Raw genomic sequence first — 15,489 nt, 5'->3', positions numbered from 1 at the left:
ACGCGTGGAATTGGACCCGGCGCAAGCGGAATGAACCGGCAAAAGGCCGCAATCCACAGTCAGCGCAATGAAATGAACTTAATTCGTGTTGCCGTCGAGAGGATCACTGCTCGGAGCAGCCGGCGTCTCTGCCGGAGCTTGCGTCGAGCCGCCCAGCGGATCAGCCGGGGTCACGTTGCGGTCGATCGTCGTCGTTATTTCATCAGCGGAACCGGTTTCGACGGCAACTGCTGCCAGCACGATCGACAGGACGACGAACGCAACCGCGAGCCACTTTGTCGCGCGGGTCAGAAAATCCGCTGCGCCGCGGGCGCTCATCATTCCGTTAGGGTTGCCGCCAATCCCGAGGCCGCCACCTTCGGAGCGCTGCATCAGAATGACACCGACCAGCGCAGCTGCAACGATCGCCTGGACGATTGTAAGAAAGAAAAAGAGGGACATTGAATACTTCTCGATCTGTGTTCTTCAGCGCCATGTAGTCACCCTGCACCGCCTCGGCAAGCGTCGGCAAGCGTTGGCAAGCGCAAGGGGCCCGCCTGGTGATCAGGCGGGTTGGTCGTTCAGTTCTGCAGCGGCAATCACAATGCCGAGGAAACTCTCTGCTGTCAGGCTGGCGCCGCCGACCAGTGCGCCGCCAACTTCGTCAGCGGAAAGCAGCTCGAATGCGTTATCGGGATTGACGGAGCCGCCGTAGAGGATGCGCACTGCTGCGCCCTGCTCTTCGCCAAACATATCGCTCAGTGTTGCCCGGATTGCGCGGTGCATCGCGCCGATGTCTTCCACCGTCGGCGTACGACCAGTACCAATCGCCCAGATCGGTTCGTAAGCAACCGTCAGACTTTCCTGCGCATTATCAAGATTTTCCGGGAGGGATGCCTTAAGCTGGCGGGTCACATGGTTTTCCGCCTTACCGGCATCGCGGGTCTCTTCCGATTCGCCGACGCAGAGAATGATCCGCAATCCTGCTTCGATAGCCGAAGAGCATTTCTCGCGCACGAGAGCATTGGTTTCGCCATGGTCCTGACGGCGTTCGCTGTGACCGAGTATCACGAATTTGGCGCCCGCATCAGCGACCATGACCGCCGATATATCGCCGGTATGCGGTCCCTCGGCACCGGGATGACAGTCTTGAGCGCCGACCGCGATTTGCCCGGCTTCCCGGTGGACCGGGTGAATCAGCGTGTAAGGCGGCGCAATCGCGACTTCGACCTTCATAAGATTCTGCGCGGCACGGTCGATCGAACGCGCCTGCGACAACATCGCGCGCGTCCCGTTCATTTTCCAGTTGCCAACGATATAGGGCCGTTCGGCCATAGGAGTTTCCCGAATATGTTCTGAATGTTGGTTGCCCGCTTATATGGGGCGTGAGGGGCGCTCCGCTAGACCGAGTTTGCCATCAGGTCAAAACAAAGCGGTGACTGTTGCCGCGAGGTCGCAGGGCGGATAAAGCGCTTGCCCGAAGGCGGCCACATGGCCCCGCAGGTTTTCTCTCGGAATGGCAGGCGCATGCAGATTTTTCGCAATTTCTTCAAATCCAAACTGGGCATCCCGATCACGCTGGCGTTTGTCGTCCTGATCGGTTTTGCATTTGCGACCAGCGATGTTGCGATGAATTCGACCTTCGGCGGTGTCGCCGGGGGTGAACGCGTCGCCGTGGTCGGCGACGAGAAGATCAACTCGTCCGACCTGGTCGATGCGGCCAACAACGCGATTCGCAACATTCGCGAACAGAATCCCACGATCTCCATGCCGGCCTTTATCGAGCAAGGCGGACTGGATGACGTGATCGAACAATTGATTGCGCGCACTTCGCTTGCCGAGTTTGCCCGCGAGTATGGTTTGCGGGCCGGAGACAATCTGGTGAACAGCGAGATTTTGCAGATACCCGGAATCCGCGGGGCAGACGGCAATTTCAATCAGGACGCATATCTCGAATCACTCTCGCGCATGGGAATGACCGATGCCAAGCTGCGCGATGAACTCGGTTCACTCTTGCTCGCCCGCCAATTGCTGGTGCCGGCGCAGTTTGGCGCCAAAGCCCCCGAGAGCGTTTCAAGCCAATACGCCGCTTTGCTCAAAGAGACCCGCCGTGGCACGGTAGGGCTGCTGCCGAGCGCTGCATTCGCGCCCAAGACGGATCCGAAAGACAGCGCACTCACGGCTTACTACAACGAGAACAAGGGCGATTATGTGAGACCAGAGCGCCGCACGATTCGTTACGCGACTTTCGGTGTCGATGCGCTCGGCGAGCGTGGTGAGCCGACGGCGGAAGAAATCAAAGCGTTCTACGACGAAAACCGCCAGCAGTTTGAAGCGACAGAGCGAAGGACAATCACTCAGTTCATTGTTCCCACTCAGCAGGCAGCAGCCTCGTTCCGTGAACGCATTGCAGGCGGCGCGACAATTGGTCAGGTCGCCAGTGAGGCTGGCCTCACGACTGCAACCGTCGAGAGCGTAACCAAAGAGGAATTCGCCGGACAGACGGCAGCAGCCGTGGCCAATGCCGTGTTTGCTGCTGAGCGCGGCAGCGTGGCCGCCCCGGCGCGGAGCGGGCTTGGATACCACGTAGCGCGCATCGATTCGGTTGACCGGCAGGCCGGCCGCACTCTGGATCAGGCGCGCGAAGAAATCCGCGAAGTTCTTCGGTTTACCAAGCGGCGTGAAGCTGTGACCGATCTTGCGTCTGAACTTGAAGGCCAGATTGTCGATGGCGCATCGATCTCGGAAATCGCAAAGGAAGTCGGTGCAGAGCTAAAGGTGACCCAGCCCCTGACGGGTGCAGGCATCGTTTATGGCAACGCGCAACAGCGGGCACCCGAAGTGCTGGCACCAGCGATCCAGACCGCATTCGACATGGACGAAGGCGAACCCGAACTGGTCGAAATCGAAGCCGGGGAAACCTTTCTTGTCTTCGAGGTAGCCGAAATCACCCCATCCGCATCCGCGCCGCTAAAGGAAATTCGTGAGCGCGTGGTGGCCGACTGGAAAAATGCGCAAGGGGCAAAACTTGCCAAGGCCGCCAGCGACAGGATCCTTGCCCGGCTCAAAGAGGGCCAGACGCTCGCCGCAGCGATGCAGGCCGAGGATACAGCCCTGCCACCGGCAGATCCGGTCAATCTTTCGCGCCAGCAGCTGGCTCAGCTGGGGCGCCGCGTACCGCCGCCTCTGGCACTGATGTTCAGCATGGCGGAAGGCACCTTCAAGAAGCTGGAGGCACCGCAGAATGCGGGCTGGTTCATCGTCGACCTCGACGACATCGAAGCCGGCGAAATCGCGCAGGATGATCCTCTGTTGACGCAGACACGGCAGGAACTCGCTCGCGCGATGGGCGCAGAATACAATCAGCAGTTGCGCAACGCGATCAGCAAGGAAATGGGTGTCGAGAAGAACGACGACGGAATCGAAGCTGTTAGAAAACAGCTCGTCGGCGAACAGTAAAGGGCACGCTGCCCTGCCATGCCATCTGACGAAGGATCTTCGGATAATCCCGGCGAGGTGCCTGGACTGGCCAATGCCGCAGAAGCGCTCCAAGCTCTGGCGGCTGGCAAGCCATCGCTGGTCTGGCGCCGGGTCATCGCCGATGCAGAGACTCCGGTCGGCGCTGCCGCCAAGCTGATTGAACCCGGTCGAGGCGACTTCCTGCTCGAGTCGGTCGAAGGTGGGGAAATCCGCGGGCGCTATAGCCTGCTGGGCCTCGCGCCGGATCTCGTGTTCCGCGCATCGGGTGATTCAGCCGCAATCAATCGAGACTGGCAAACCGACCGGGAAGCATTTGCCGGATGCAGTGCCGGATCAATGGAATCTTTACGCGCGCTGGTTGGCGAATGCCGGATCGAAGTGCCTGAAGAGTTGCCCCCCGCCCTCGCCTGCCTGGTGGGTTACTTCGGATACGAGACAATCGGTCTGGTCGAAAAGCTTCCCCGGGCACCCGCCAACCCGCTTGATCTGCCGGACATGTTGTTCGTTCGCCCCACGGTTATTCTCGTGTTCGACGGCCTGACAGAGAGCCTTTTCGCGATTGCACCCTTATGGCCGGATCAGTCCGAGCCCGGGCAGGCCTTGTTCGGCGCCTGCGAGCGCATCGACGAGACTTTGAGGAAGCTCGCTCAGCCCACGCCCGCACAGCCGAGATTGCCGCAAGCGCCCGCGATGGCCCTCAATCCCGAGCTGGAAAGCGAGACCTATTCCGGCATGGTTGCCCGGGCGAAGGACTACATCGAGGCGGGTGATATCTTCCAGGTCGTGCTGGCTCAGCGGTTCACCTGCCCGTTCCCGCTCCCTCCGTTTCAGCTATACCGCGCATTGCGGCGTGTGAACCCGTCCCCGTTCCTCTATTTCCTCGACCTGCCCGGCTTTGCGGTGGTCGGCTCGAGCCCCGAAATACTCGTGCGGGTCCGAGACGGGGAAGTCACCATCCGCCCGATCGCCGGGACAAGGCCGCGCGGCGCGACACCAGCCGAGGACCGCGCCGCCGAGGACAGCCTGCTTGCCGATCCCAAGGAACGCGCGGAGCATCTGATGCTGCTCGACCTGGGCCGCAACGATGTCGGCCGCGTGGCCCGCGAAGGAACGGTCGAGGTAACCGGCAGCTACACCATCGAGCGCTACAGCCACGTCATGCACATCGTCAGCAATGTGGTGGGCCAGCTGGGCCCAGGGCATGACGCGCTCGATGCATTGTTCGCGGGCTTTCCGGCGGGCACGGTCAGCGGCGCGCCAAAAATCCGCGCCTGCGAGATTATTGCCGAGCTTGAGCAGGAGACCCGAGGGGCTTATGCAGGCGGCGTCGGTTACTTCGCGCCCGACGGTTCTGTCGACAGCTGTATCGTCCTGCGCACCGCAGTCGTCAAAGACAGCATGATGCACGTGCAGGCGGGCGCAGGCATCGTGGCGGACAGCGACCCTGCCTACGAACAACGCGAATGCGAAGCGAAAGCGAGCGCCCTCCTTGCAGCGGCGAAGGAAGCCGTGCGTGTCGCCAGTGAACCGGGATTTGGCCAGTGAGAATACTATCAATTGCGCTTGTTGCAGGTCTTGCCGCCTGCTCGCCTGAGCCTGAGGGAGAGCCGGTCATGCGCACGGAAATCGGTAGCGGAGTCGCCGAGCAGACCGAACAGACCGCCGCGCCCGAGCCGGACGCGCCCGCGCGCGCATCGGCTTGCCGGGATGTGACATTCGACGGCGCGAAGTTCACCCATTGCATGGCCGATCCGGCGAAGCATCGAATTGTCACGGATCTCGGACCGGACGGCGACGCACCTTATCGTAGCCTTCCCAACCTTGCTGGCGGCCGTCCGTCCGACGCCGCGCTTGTCGCATTTGCGGTCAATGGCGGCATGTATGACGGCGAAGGCAAGCCAATCGGCTATTATGTAGAAGGCGGCGACCGGCTGAAGGAACTGAACCGCAACGAAGGACCGGGCAATTTCCACATGATGCCGAATGGCGTTTTCTTCGGCACGAACGGCAAATGGCAGGTCCGCGCGTCGGATGATTTCTATTCCAATGTCGGCGACAGACCGCAATTCGGTACGCAGAGCGGCCCGATGCTGGTAGTCGGTGGCAAGCTGCACCCGGAAATCAGCGACGACGGCCCGAGCAAGGCCATCCGCAACGGGGTTGGCGTAGACACGCAAGGCCGCGCACATTTCGTGATCTCGAACCAGGCGGTCAGCTTCGGCAAGCTCGCGCGGTATTTCCGTGATGAACTCAAGACACCCAATGCGCTGTTCCTCGACGGGAATGTCTCCGCATTGTGGGACCCGGCCAAGGAGCGGCTCGACAATGGCGCGCTGCTCGGCCCGCTGATTGTGGTGGAGGAAAAGCAATGACGATCACCTATGAACGTACACTCTACCCGGAGATAGAGCCTTACGAGAGCGGTATGCTCGACGTCGGCGAAGGGCATTCGCTTTATTATGAGCGGGTCGGCACGCCGGGCGCGAAGCCTGCGGTTTTTCTCCATGGCGGGCCCGGCGGCGGGATGAGCCCGGCGCATCGCCGCCAGTGGAATCCCGAGTTGTACGACGTGCTGCTGTTCGACCAGCGCGGCTGCGGCAAGTCGCTGCCTTTCGCGGAAATCGAGCACAACGACACCTGGCGCATCGTCGAGGATATCGAGCGGCTGCGCACAATGTGCGGGCACGGCGCGTGGCAGGTCTTCGGCGGCAGCTGGGGCGCGACGCTCGCGCTCGCCTATGCGCAGAAATACCCCGAGCGGACCGCCGAACTGGTGCTGCGCGGCGTGTTCCTCGCGCGCCAGAAGGAAAAGGACTGGCTCTACACCTACGGCGCAAGCGAGATCATGGCCGAACAGTGGGATGAATTCTCCGGCCACATCCCGCAAGACGAGCGCGGCAATCTCGTTCAGGCATATCACGACCGGCTGACCAGTGACGACGAAGCGACCCGTCTTGCCGCTGCGAAGGAGTGGTCGCTGTGGGAAGGAACCGTGGCAACTCTGCTGCCCGATGAAAGCCTGCTCGGTGAATTTGCCGACCCGTCCAAGGCCGTCCCCTTTGCCCGCATCTGCGCGCGGTTCTTCCTCAACGATTTCTACCTTGAGGAAGCACAATTGCTGCGCGACGCGCACAAGCTGAAGGGCATCCCCGGGATTATCGTCCAGGGCCGCCATGATATCTGTACCCCGCCAACTTCGGCCTGGGCGCTGAAAAAGGCATGGCCGGAAGTCGATCTGCGGATTGTCCACGACGCCGGCCACAGCGCGGGCGAGCGGGGGATTATCGATGGTCTGGTGCGCGCCACGGATGAACTGGCCGGCAAAACGTCCTGAAACCTAAACTTGCTTGCCTGCGTAGTAGGCACAAGCAAAGGCACTGACCATGATCCTCGTCATCGACAATTATGACAGCTTCACCTTCAATCTGGTCCATTACCTGATGGAACTGGGTGCCGAGGTGCGGGTCGAACGCAATGATGCGCTGTCGGCGAAAGAGGCGCTGGCGACAGGCGCGAAGGGTTTCCTGATCTCGCCCGGACCGTGCACGCCCAACGAGGCTGGGATCAGCCTCGACCTCGTCGCGGCCTGTTCCGATGCGGGCAAGCCGCTGCTCGGCGTGTGCCTCGGGCACCAGTCGATCGGCCAACATTTCGGCGGGCGCGTGGTGCGCGGCGGGCTAATGCACGGCAAGACCTCTCCTGTCGAACACGACGGCACCGGCGTTTTCGCTGGCCTCCCCTCGCCCTATACCGCCACCCGGTATCATTCTCTGATCGTCGATGACATTCCTGACGAGCTGGTGGTCAATGCGACCAGCGAGACGCCAGGCCTCGACGGCACCGCCGTGATGGGTTTTCGCCACCGTGAGCTGCCGATCCACGGTGTGCAGTTCCACCCGGAAAGCATCGCCACCGAGCATGGCCACGCGCTGCTTGCCAATTTCCTTGAGATCTGCGGCATCGAAACCCGCGAAAGAGCGCCAGTATGAAGACCCTGCCCCTCGCCGTTCCGCATATGAACGAAGCCGAGGCCGAGGAGGTCTTCGGCTGGATCCTCGACGGCGACGCAAGCGATGAAGAGATCGCGCGTTTTCTGCTGGCGATGACCGAACGGAGTGAAACTTCGGACGAGATTGCCGGCGCAGCCCGGGCCTTGCGCGCTCGTCTGATACCCATCCAAGCGCCTGACAATGCGGTCGACTGCTGCGGGACCGGCGGTGACGGACATCACACGCTCAACGTATCGACTGCAGTGAGCCTGGTCGTCGCTGCGGCAGGCGTTCCGGTGGCCAAGCACGGCAACCGCGCCGCCTCGTCCAAATCGGGGGCTGCGGATACGCTGGAAGCGCTCGGCCTGGATATGGAAGCTGCGGGAAAAAGCGCAGAGAAAACGCTGGCAGAACTCGGAATTTGTTTCCTGTTCGCCAAGAACCACCACCCCGCGATGGGGCGCATCCAGCCGATCCGCCAAGAACTCGGCAAGCGGACGATTTTCAATCTGATGGGTCCGCTATCCAACCCCGCAGGGGTAAAGCGGCAACTGATCGGTATCGCTCGGCCGGGTTATGTGCCGATCTACGCCGCCGCCAAGGCCAAGCTGGGCACCGAACGCACCTTTATCGCCTCGGGCGATGAGGGGCTCGACGAACTGAGCCTCGCGGGCGGTAATGAACTGGCCGATGTTACCGGCAGCGAATTCGAAATGCGCCGTGTCGATGCGGGCATGGCTGGTCTCGAGCACGCGCCGGTCGAAGCCATTCGGGGCGGCGATGCGGCGCACAACGCCAAGGCACTCAAAGCCTTGCTCGAGGGGATGCCCGGACCCTATCGCGATGCTGTGCTGCTCAATGCCGCGGCAACATTGATTATCGCCGACAAGGCCGCTGATTGGGCGGAAGGTGCCGCGATCGCTGCGGAATCGCTCGATAGTGGCAAGGCTGGAAAACTGCTCGCCAACTGGATCGAGATGGCGAACTAAGCTTATGAACAAGCTCGAAGAAATCTGCACCACCAAGCGCGAGGAAGTCGCGGCTCGCAAGACATTGGCGACAGTCGCCGATCTGGATGCACGCGCAAGCGAACAGACCGCGCCGCGCGGGTTCTTGCAGGCGCTTGAAAACAAGGCCGAAAGCGGCTTCGCGTTGATTGCCGAGATAAAGAAGGCTTCGCCATCGAAGGGCTTGATCCGCGCCGATTTCCGCCCGCACGCCCACGCGATCGCCTATGAGAAGGGCGGCGCGGCGTGCCTCTCGGTTTTGACCGATGCGCCCTATTTTCAGGGGCATGAAGACTATCTGGTCGAAGCCCGTGCCAGCTGCGCCCTCCCCGTATTGCGCAAGGATTTCATGGTTGATCCCTGGCAGGTCGCCGAAGCACGCAGCATGGGGGCCGATGCGATCCTGATTATCGTCGCAGCGCTGAGCGACGGCGCAATGGTGGATATCGAGGCGGCAGCAATCGAGCGCGGGATGGATGTGCTGGTCGAAGTTCACGACGAGGCCGAGATGGACCGCGCGGCGCAGCTTCGTTCACGGCTGATCGGGGTCAATAACCGCGACCTCAAGACCTTCACCACCGATCTTGCGACCACCGAGCGCTTGGTCAAGCTCGCCCCGGAAGGCACGTTGCTGGTTGGCGAGAGCGGCATCAACAACCATGCGGATTGCCAGCGGCTGGCGAAAAGCGGTGTTCGGACCTTTCTGGTCGGCGAAAGCCTTATGCGGCAAGACGATGTCGAAGCCGCCACCCGCGCTCTACTGACAGGTTAGGCCTGTCCTACTGCTGACGCGCTTGGCATAAGGCAGTCATGACTATGCTCAGCTATTCCGGTTTGTTCGCACTTTCCCCGCATTCCTGGGCGCGGAGAATTTCAGTCTTTGGACTGTGTTCCATGTGTTCCACTTGCCTCATGCGAGCGACAGATTGAGCCGGCTAACGCACCTCGATTCGACCGGAAACGCGCGCATGGTCGATGTCGGCGCCAAGCCGGAAACCTCGCGCGAAGCGGTGGCGGAAGGGTTCATCCGCATCCACCCGACGGCCCTCGCCGCCATCAAAAACGGTGACGCGCCGAAGGGCGATGTCCTCGGGACTGCGCGGATCGCGGGCATCATGGCCGCCAAGAAGACAGGTGAATTGATCCCGCTTTGCCACCCTCTGGCGCTCGATGCGGTCAACCTCGACTTCGTGATTGAGGACGCCGGCGTGCGAGCCACAGCGACTGCATCACTGACCGGCAAGACCGGTGTAGAAATGGAAGCGATGACCGCTGTCTCGGTGGCGCTGTTGACGGTCTACGATATGGCCAAGGCTTTGGACAAAGCCATGGTGATTGAATCCGTTCAGCTCTCCTCCAAATGCGGCGGCAAGTCCGGTGACTGGACGCGCAGTGGCGGCTGAGATGCTCTCGCTGGAGTCGGCGCTCAGGCAGTTGGTCAAAGTGGTGCAGCGAACGCCTGTCGAATTGGCCAGCCCGAACGGTGCCTTGGGCCGGTACGCAGCTGGCGATGTGCGCGCAAAGCGGTCGCAACCCTGCGCCGATCTCTCCGCAATGGACGGTTTTGCGGTCGCGGGAACAGAGCCATGGACCGTGGTCGGAGAAAGCCGCTGTGGTGCTCCGTTCGGCGGTCCGATCGGGCCGGGTCAAGCGGCGCACATTTCCACCGGAGCCGTCATCCCTGAGGGCGCATCCGCAGTGCTGATCAAGGAAAATGCTCAGCTTTCGGACCACACGCTCCAGGCAATCGAGCATCCGGAGGACGGCGCGCACATCCGCCGAAAGGGTTTCGACTTTGCGACGGGCGAGCAGGTCATTGCCGCAGGCCAGCGGATCGGCCCCGCTCAACTCGCACTGCTGATTGCCGCTGGCTGTGACGCGATCAATGTTGGTAGGCCGCCCCGGATTTCCATCCTCGAATGCGGCGATGAACTCGATGCAAAGGCCGCAAAACCAGGCCAACTCCCCCCCAGCAACGGGGCAATGCTCGCCGCCATGTGCGCGTCACAGGCATGTGAGACCACAGTTTCTGCGCCGCTACCGGACGATCTCGGAGCTATCGCCGAGGCGATCGAAACAGCTGGCAGTGCTGACCTCATCGTGATCAGTGGCGGTGCTTCGGTTGGCGACCACGACCTTGTTCGGCCGGCGTTGAAGTCCATCGGTGTCGAACCGGATTTCTGGCGCGTCGCCATCAAGCCGGGCAAGCCGCTTTTGGTGGCACGACGCCAGAAACAGCTGATCTTGGGGCTGCCCGGCAATCCCGTGAGCAGCTTCGTCACCGGGTTTATGTTCATGCTTCCGGCCATCCGCGCAATGCTCGGGGCACGCGATCCCTGGCCAGCACGAATGTATCTGCCGGCCGCGCACGATCTGCCGCCGGTCGGCCCCAGACGTGAATTTCTTCGCGCGACAATCGCACCGGACGGCGCAATACCGCTCGATCAGCAAGACAGCAGCGCACTGTTAGCCCTTTCAAAAGCAAGCTGCCTGATCGAACGTCCGGAACACTGCGGAGGGCTCAAAGCGGGAACGCCTGTTCCGGTCTATCTCCTCGGAAATGGCGGAAACGCTTGACCTGATGGAACGAGTTGCCTAATTGTTCCTCATTCGTTCGCAATGTGAGCGGAATGGAACAGGCGGCCAAGGAGCTAACGCCATGCTGACCAAGAAGCAGCACGAATTGATCCAGTTTATCCAGCAGCGACTGGAAGAGACCGGCATTTCACCTTCCTTTGAAGAAATGAAGGAAGCGCTCGATCTGAAGAGCAAGTCGGGCGTCCACCGCCTGATTTCCGCGCTGGAGGAACGCGGCTTTATCCGCCGCCTGCCCAATCGTGCTCGGGCGCTGGAAGTTCTCAAGCAGCCGGAAGACGCCTTGCCTGCTGCAGCGAGAGGGGCGGCAAGCGACGTGGTCTCACGGACAACCAGTGCTCCGAAGGCTGCGCCCGAACCGGCGAACGATGTAATCGAGATTCCGCTGCACGGCCGCATCGCGGCCGGCATGCCGATTGAAGCGCTGGAAGGCCAGTCCAGCCTGCCTGTACCTGCTGCCTTGCTCGGCCCGGGTGAGCATTTCGCGCTAGAGGTTTCAGGTGACTCGATGGTCGAGGCAGGAATCTTCGATGGCGATTTTGCGCTGATCCGCCGCACAGATAGCGCGCGTGACGGTGAGATCGTGGTCGCGCTGGTCGACAACGAAGAAGCGACGCTCAAGTATTTGCACAAGGATGGCGGAATGGTTCGGCTCGATCCGGCCAACTCCAGCTATTCCCCGCAGGTCTATCAATCTGGTCAGGTGCAGGTGCAAGGCAAGCTCGCGGGCCTGCTTCGCCGCTACCATTGATCTGCGGCGGCGCGGGCCAGGTTATTCGCTTTTCCCGCGCCACCAGCCATGCTCCCCCTGCCCGCCGGCAACGGTGGTGAAGCGTTCATTCTTGAGATCGATCGTTAGACCGCCCGTCCTGTCGAGCAATCGGCGATCCGCCTTGAGCCAGCGCGGACTGCAGCTGTGCGGCAGGTACCGGTCAGCGATCACGATATCGGCTCGTTCGCATGCAGCGGCCAGTTCGCGTTCCGATACCAGCTCGCGGCTGCGGGACATCAACAAGCTCCACGCCTTGCCATCACGTTGCATGTTCAGGACGCAGAAATCAGAACTGCAACTCGCACCGGGCCAGTCAACAAGCGCGACAGGCTCGCCGTCCATCCCGGCCATTTCGAGCAGATTGTCCTTGGCGTAATCGCTCCGGCTCTCCCGCAACACAAGCAATCGATCGCCCTCACCCACGATGCCGACATGGCGTCCGTCGCTGGAAATCAGCACATCGGGCACCGGCTTGATCAGGAACAATCCTGTCGCGATGGCCCAGGGCACAAGCCCGAGCAGCCTGACCCGCCCTTGCCACAGAGCCATCCATAAGCCGCCGATCAGATAGATCGCGAACAAACCGCCCCCCATCTCCGGCATCAGCTTGACTGCACCTGGCTGGTTTGCAGTCCAATGAGCGATGCCGAGCAAGATCTCGAGTGATTTGCCCGCCAGCCACCATGCCGGTGCCCCGAGACCAATCGTATCGAGAAATAATGCGACAGCGATCAGCGGCATCGAAATGAACGTCACCAGCGGGATTGCGATCACGTTGGCAAAGGCACCGTAGACACCCGCCCGGTGGAAGTGGAACAGGACGATCGGCATCAATGCGAGTTCGATAACGAGGCCGGTTATCAGCAGCATGAAGGTTCGGCGGCCGTACTTGCTGAGCCAGCGCTCTTCCCTCGGGGCCAGAAAGGCCTTCACCGGTGCCGAATTGTGCAACGCGACAATGGAGAGAACGGCAGAGAAGCTCATCTGGAAACTTGGTCCGACCAGGGATTCGGGCCAAAGCAAGAGAACAAAAAACGCTGCCGCCGCGACCATGCGCATCGAGAGCGCCTCTCGTCCCAATGCGAGCGCAATCAGGACCAGCACTGCGCCGATACAGCTTCGCACCGTCGGCACCTCTGCGCCGGTTAGCAACGTGTATCCGATGCCTGCCAGTGCGCCCACACCCGCAGCCATGATGGGCAAACGCACGCGCAGTGCGAGCCACGGCCATAACGCAAGCAGTTTCAAAGCGAGGACGTAGGCCGCAGCGATCACCGCACTCACATGCAGCCCGCTGATCGAAAGCAAGTGGGTCAGGCCGGCGTCACGCATGGCCTCTTCATCGGCTTCCAAGATCGCCCCGCGATCACCGCTCGCGAAAGCCGCAGCGATGGTGCCAGGGGAGCCCCCCAGGTTGCTGCGGACATGTGCGGCAAGCGATCGCTGGAGAGGGCCAAGCCTCGCCCTATCGTCGTTCGCCTGGATTACCTCTATCTCGCCGATCAGGGATCCTGAGGCGGCGAGCCCATCAAACCACGCGGTCCGCGCGAAGTCGTATCCCCCCGGGAGCATCGGCGGCGCGGGCGGCATCAGCCGCGTACGCAAGCGGATGACCGCGCCTTCACTTGCCCCAACGACGTCCGCATCCATCGGCACATTGACCCGCACCTTGCGCGCGGCTCCACTTTCGGCATCCCGCATTGCAAGGACAAGCCGAACCCGGTCGCGTGCGGGCTGTTCTTCCCGCTCGAGGATACGCGCTTCGAACCGTTCCACCTGGGGATAGGGAATGGGTTCCACACCGACGATTTCCGAACGGGTCCAGACAGTCGCAATGCCGAAGGCTACCAACAGGCAAACCGCAATCGCTGCGCGGCGCAGCTCCGGCCAATTTTGCGCATCCGGTCGCACTGATGCCGCCGCAATGGCGACAAGCAAGACCGCGCCGATCGCTGCCATCCATTGCCATGGTTCGTCGAGAATAAACCATGTTCCAATACCAAGTGCGAACGCCACGGCCAGCCAGGGTCCGCGATCGAATCCGCTCCGCCCAAGAAAACCCTCCAGGACCGTTGCAATGCTGGACATTGCGGCCTTGCTGCGCCAAGTGCGCTGCACTGCAGCATCGCCGCTATCGGGGCCATCCCCGATCGGCACAATGGGCGCATTGGTTGTCGCCATCTAAGTGACTGGAAAGGAAGCGAGAGCATATGGCAAGCGATAGCGGACAGGATCGCGGAAAAGTGGTCACACGCTTCGCCCCTTCACCCACCGGATATTTGCATCTTGGCGGTGCACGCACGGCCTTGTTCAATTGGCTCTTTGCGCGCCATCACGGCGGCAAGGCGCTGCTGCGGATCGAAGACACCGACCACAAGCGGTCGACTCAGGATGCAATCGACAAGATCCTCGAAGGGCTCGACTGGCTTGGCCTGGATTATGATCAGCCACCTGTATTCCAGTCGCAGCGAGCGGACCGGCATCGTGAAGTCGCTTTGGCGCTGCTCGAAGCGGGTCATGCGTACAAATGCTTTGCAACCACCGAGGAGCTTGAGGCGATGCGCGCGGAGCAGCGTGCAAACAAGCAACCGCAACGCTATGACGGGCGCTGGCGTGACCGCGATCCTGCGGATGCGCCGGACGGAACGCCATTTGTTGTTCGGCTGAAAACGCCGATCGAAGGCGAAACAGTTATCAAGGATGCCGTTCAGGGCGAAGTGCGCGTCGCCAATGCAGAAATCGACGATTATGTGCTCCTGCGGGCAGACGGCACCCCGACATACATGCTGGCGGTGGTCGTCGACGACCACGACATGGGCTGCACCCACATCATCCGCGGCGATGATCATCTCAACAACGCGTTCCGTCAGTTGCCGATCATCAAGGCCATGGACCAGATCGAAGGCGGCTGGCCGGAGCCGGTCTATGCCCATGCTCCGCTGATTCACGGGCAGGACGGTGCCAAACTGTCGAAGCGCCACGGTGCCGTAGGCGTCGAAGCCTATCGTGACGAGTTGGGCGTTTTGCCCGAAGCGCTGTTCAATTACCTGATCCGCCTGGGGTGGGGCCACGGCGACAAGGAAGAGTTTACCCGGCAAGAAGCTATCGAGCTGTTCGACCTCGACGGGGTTGGAAAGAGCGCTTCGCGTTTCGATTTGAAGAAACTGCTCAACCTCAACGGTCACCATATCAGGGAGGCCGATGACGAGAGGTTGGCACGGCTGGTCGCTCCGGAAATTGGTGTCGGGACTGATATCGCACTGCTGGCAAAAGCAATGCCGGTGCTCAAGATGCGCGCGAAGGATACGCACGAACTCGCCGAGGGTGCGGCTTTCCTGTTCAAGCAGCGTCCGCTGGAAATGAGCGAAAAGGCGTCCTCGCTTCTCGACGACGAAGGCCGTCAGCGGCTGAAGCTTGTTTCGGAGCGGTTGAAGTCTGAAAATAGCTGGACAATCGAGGCTCTCGAAGCCACTACCAAGGCGCTTTCCGAAGAGCTCGAATTGGGCCTCGGCAAGCTGGCGCAGCCAATGCGAGCCGCGCTGACCGGGACGACGACGTCCCCCGGAATTTTCGATGTACTGGTCCTGCTCGGCCGGGAAGAGTCGCTGGCGCGAATTGACGCGCAGGCCGCTTGAGCAGGCACCGGATGACAGTTTGAAGGAGAAGA

Annotated in this window: 14 protein-coding genes; 11 read left to right on the top strand and 3 right to left on the bottom strand. The window is 61.5% G+C overall.

Going from position 1 to position 15,489, the window contains the following annotated elements:
- Positions 1-78 precede the first annotated feature (78 nt).
- Together secG and tpiA are read right to left on the bottom strand one after the other, a co-directional pair.
- Positions 79-441: a preprotein translocase subunit SecG gene (gene secG / locus E0502_RS12625; protein WP_137678347.1), complete on the bottom strand. Its 363-nt coding sequence runs from the start codon at positions 439-441 to the stop codon at positions 79-81.
- A 102-nt stretch (positions 442-543) separates the two neighbouring features.
- Entirely contained in the window at positions 544-1,314 is a 771-nt protein-coding gene (gene tpiA / locus E0502_RS12620; RefSeq protein ID WP_137678346.1) for a triose-phosphate isomerase, read from the bottom strand.
- A gap of 192 nt (positions 1,315-1,506) precedes the next feature.
- On the opposite strand from tpiA, the gene E0502_RS12615 reads away from it, so the two are divergent.
- The 10 genes from E0502_RS12615 to lexA all read left to right on the top strand — a co-directional run bounded on the left by E0502_RS12615 (position 1,507) and on the right by lexA (position 11,801).
- A complete protein-coding gene (locus E0502_RS12615) occupies positions 1,507-3,438 on the top strand; it encodes a peptidylprolyl isomerase (protein WP_137678345.1) in 1,932 nt (643 codons plus the stop codon).
- A gap of 18 nt (positions 3,439-3,456) precedes the next feature.
- Complete coding sequence (trpE, locus tag E0502_RS12610; RefSeq protein WP_137678344.1) at positions 3,457-5,004, top strand: anthranilate synthase component I; 1,548 nt, start codon at positions 3,457-3,459, stop codon at positions 5,002-5,004.
- Between the two features lie 68 nt (positions 5,005-5,072).
- On the top strand, positions 5,073-5,831 hold the full coding sequence (locus E0502_RS12605; protein WP_137678343.1) for a phosphodiester glycosidase family protein: 759 nt from the start codon (positions 5,073-5,075) through the stop codon (positions 5,829-5,831).
- A complete protein-coding gene (gene pip, locus E0502_RS12600) occupies positions 5,828-6,793 on the top strand; it encodes a prolyl aminopeptidase (protein ID WP_137678342.1) in 966 nt (321 codons plus the stop codon). The genes E0502_RS12605 and pip overlap by 4 nt, the downstream gene beginning before the upstream one ends.
- A gap of 49 nt (positions 6,794-6,842) precedes the next feature.
- Positions 6,843-7,448 carry an anthranilate synthase component II gene (locus E0502_RS12595; RefSeq protein ID WP_137678341.1) on the top strand — a complete coding sequence of 202 codons (606 nt, stop codon included), beginning with the start codon at positions 6,843-6,845 and terminating at the stop codon, positions 7,446-7,448.
- A complete protein-coding gene (gene trpD / locus E0502_RS12590; protein WP_137678340.1) occupies positions 7,445-8,437 on the top strand; it encodes an anthranilate phosphoribosyltransferase in 993 nt (330 codons plus the stop codon). Before E0502_RS12595 ends, trpD begins: the two co-directional genes overlap by 4 nt.
- A 4-nt stretch (positions 8,438-8,441) precedes the next feature.
- Positions 8,442-9,227: an indole-3-glycerol phosphate synthase TrpC gene (trpC, locus tag E0502_RS12585; RefSeq protein WP_137678339.1), complete on the top strand. Its 786-nt coding sequence runs from the start codon at positions 8,442-8,444 to the stop codon at positions 9,225-9,227.
- Between the two features lie 154 nt (positions 9,228-9,381).
- Positions 9,382-9,858, top strand: a complete 477-nt coding sequence (moaC, locus tag E0502_RS12580; protein ID WP_137678338.1) for a cyclic pyranopterin monophosphate synthase MoaC — start codon at positions 9,382-9,384, stop codon at positions 9,856-9,858.
- On the top strand, positions 9,833-11,032 hold the full coding sequence (locus E0502_RS12575; RefSeq protein WP_240049066.1) for a molybdopterin molybdotransferase MoeA: 1,200 nt from the start codon (positions 9,833-9,835) through the stop codon (positions 11,030-11,032). Before moaC ends, E0502_RS12575 begins: the two co-directional genes overlap by 26 nt.
- 82 nt (positions 11,033-11,114) lie before the next feature.
- The gene (lexA, locus tag E0502_RS12570; protein WP_137678336.1) at positions 11,115-11,801 is read left to right on the top strand and encodes a transcriptional repressor LexA; all 687 of its coding nucleotides are present in this window, start codon (positions 11,115-11,117) and stop codon (positions 11,799-11,801) included.
- Positions 11,802-11,822: 21 nt separating this feature from the next.
- Here lexA and E0502_RS12565 read toward each other — a convergent pair whose 3' ends face one another.
- A complete protein-coding gene (locus tag E0502_RS12565) occupies positions 11,823-14,003 on the bottom strand; it encodes a ComEC/Rec2 family competence protein (protein WP_137678335.1) in 2,181 nt (726 codons plus the stop codon).
- Between the two features lie 29 nt (positions 14,004-14,032).
- Here E0502_RS12565 and gltX point away from each other — a divergent pair, with 29 nt between their 5' ends.
- Positions 14,033-15,457: a glutamate--tRNA ligase gene (gltX, locus tag E0502_RS12560; protein WP_137678334.1), complete on the top strand. Its 1,425-nt coding sequence runs from the start codon at positions 14,033-14,035 to the stop codon at positions 15,455-15,457.
- Positions 15,458-15,489 lie beyond the last annotated feature (32 nt).

It is taken from the genome of Parerythrobacter lutipelagi, assembly GCF_005434975.1.
Classification (GTDB): domain Bacteria; phylum Pseudomonadota; class Alphaproteobacteria; order Sphingomonadales; family Sphingomonadaceae; genus Parerythrobacter_A; species Parerythrobacter_A lutipelagi.
This window is presented reverse-complemented; position numbering and strand designations above follow the sequence as displayed.

Bases quoted from the DNA above. Each gene is read 5' to 3' on its own strand.
- trpD (WP_137678340.1), top strand. From the start codon at position 7,445: ATGAAGACCCTGCCCCTCGCCGTTCCGCATATGAACGAAGCCGAGGCC.
- trpC (WP_137678339.1), top strand. From the start codon at position 8,442: ATGAACAAGCTCGAAGAAATCTGCACCACCAAGCGCGAGGAAGTCGCG.
- E0502_RS12595 (WP_137678341.1), top strand. From the start codon at position 6,843: ATGATCCTCGTCATCGACAATTATGACAGCTTCACCTTCAATCTGGTC.
- trpE (WP_137678344.1), top strand. From the start codon at position 3,457: ATGCCATCTGACGAAGGATCTTCGGATAATCCCGGCGAGGTGCCTGGA.
- lexA (WP_137678336.1), top strand. From the start codon at position 11,115: ATGCTGACCAAGAAGCAGCACGAATTGATCCAGTTTATCCAGCAGCGA.
- tpiA (WP_137678346.1), bottom strand. From the start codon at position 1,314: ATGGCCGAACGGCCCTATATCGTTGGCAACTGGAAAATGAACGGGACG.
- E0502_RS12565 (WP_137678335.1), bottom strand. From the start codon at position 14,003: ATGGCGACAACCAATGCGCCCATTGTGCCGATCGGGGATGGCCCCGAT.
- pip (WP_137678342.1), top strand. From the start codon at position 5,828: ATGACGATCACCTATGAACGTACACTCTACCCGGAGATAGAGCCTTAC.
- gltX (WP_137678334.1), top strand. From the start codon at position 14,033: ATGGCAAGCGATAGCGGACAGGATCGCGGAAAAGTGGTCACACGCTTC.
- secG (WP_137678347.1), bottom strand. From the start codon at position 441: ATGTCCCTCTTTTTCTTTCTTACAATCGTCCAGGCGATCGTTGCAGCT.
- E0502_RS12615 (WP_137678345.1), top strand. From the start codon at position 1,507: ATGCAGATTTTTCGCAATTTCTTCAAATCCAAACTGGGCATCCCGATC.
- E0502_RS12605 (WP_137678343.1), top strand. From the start codon at position 5,073: ATGCGCACGGAAATCGGTAGCGGAGTCGCCGAGCAGACCGAACAGACC.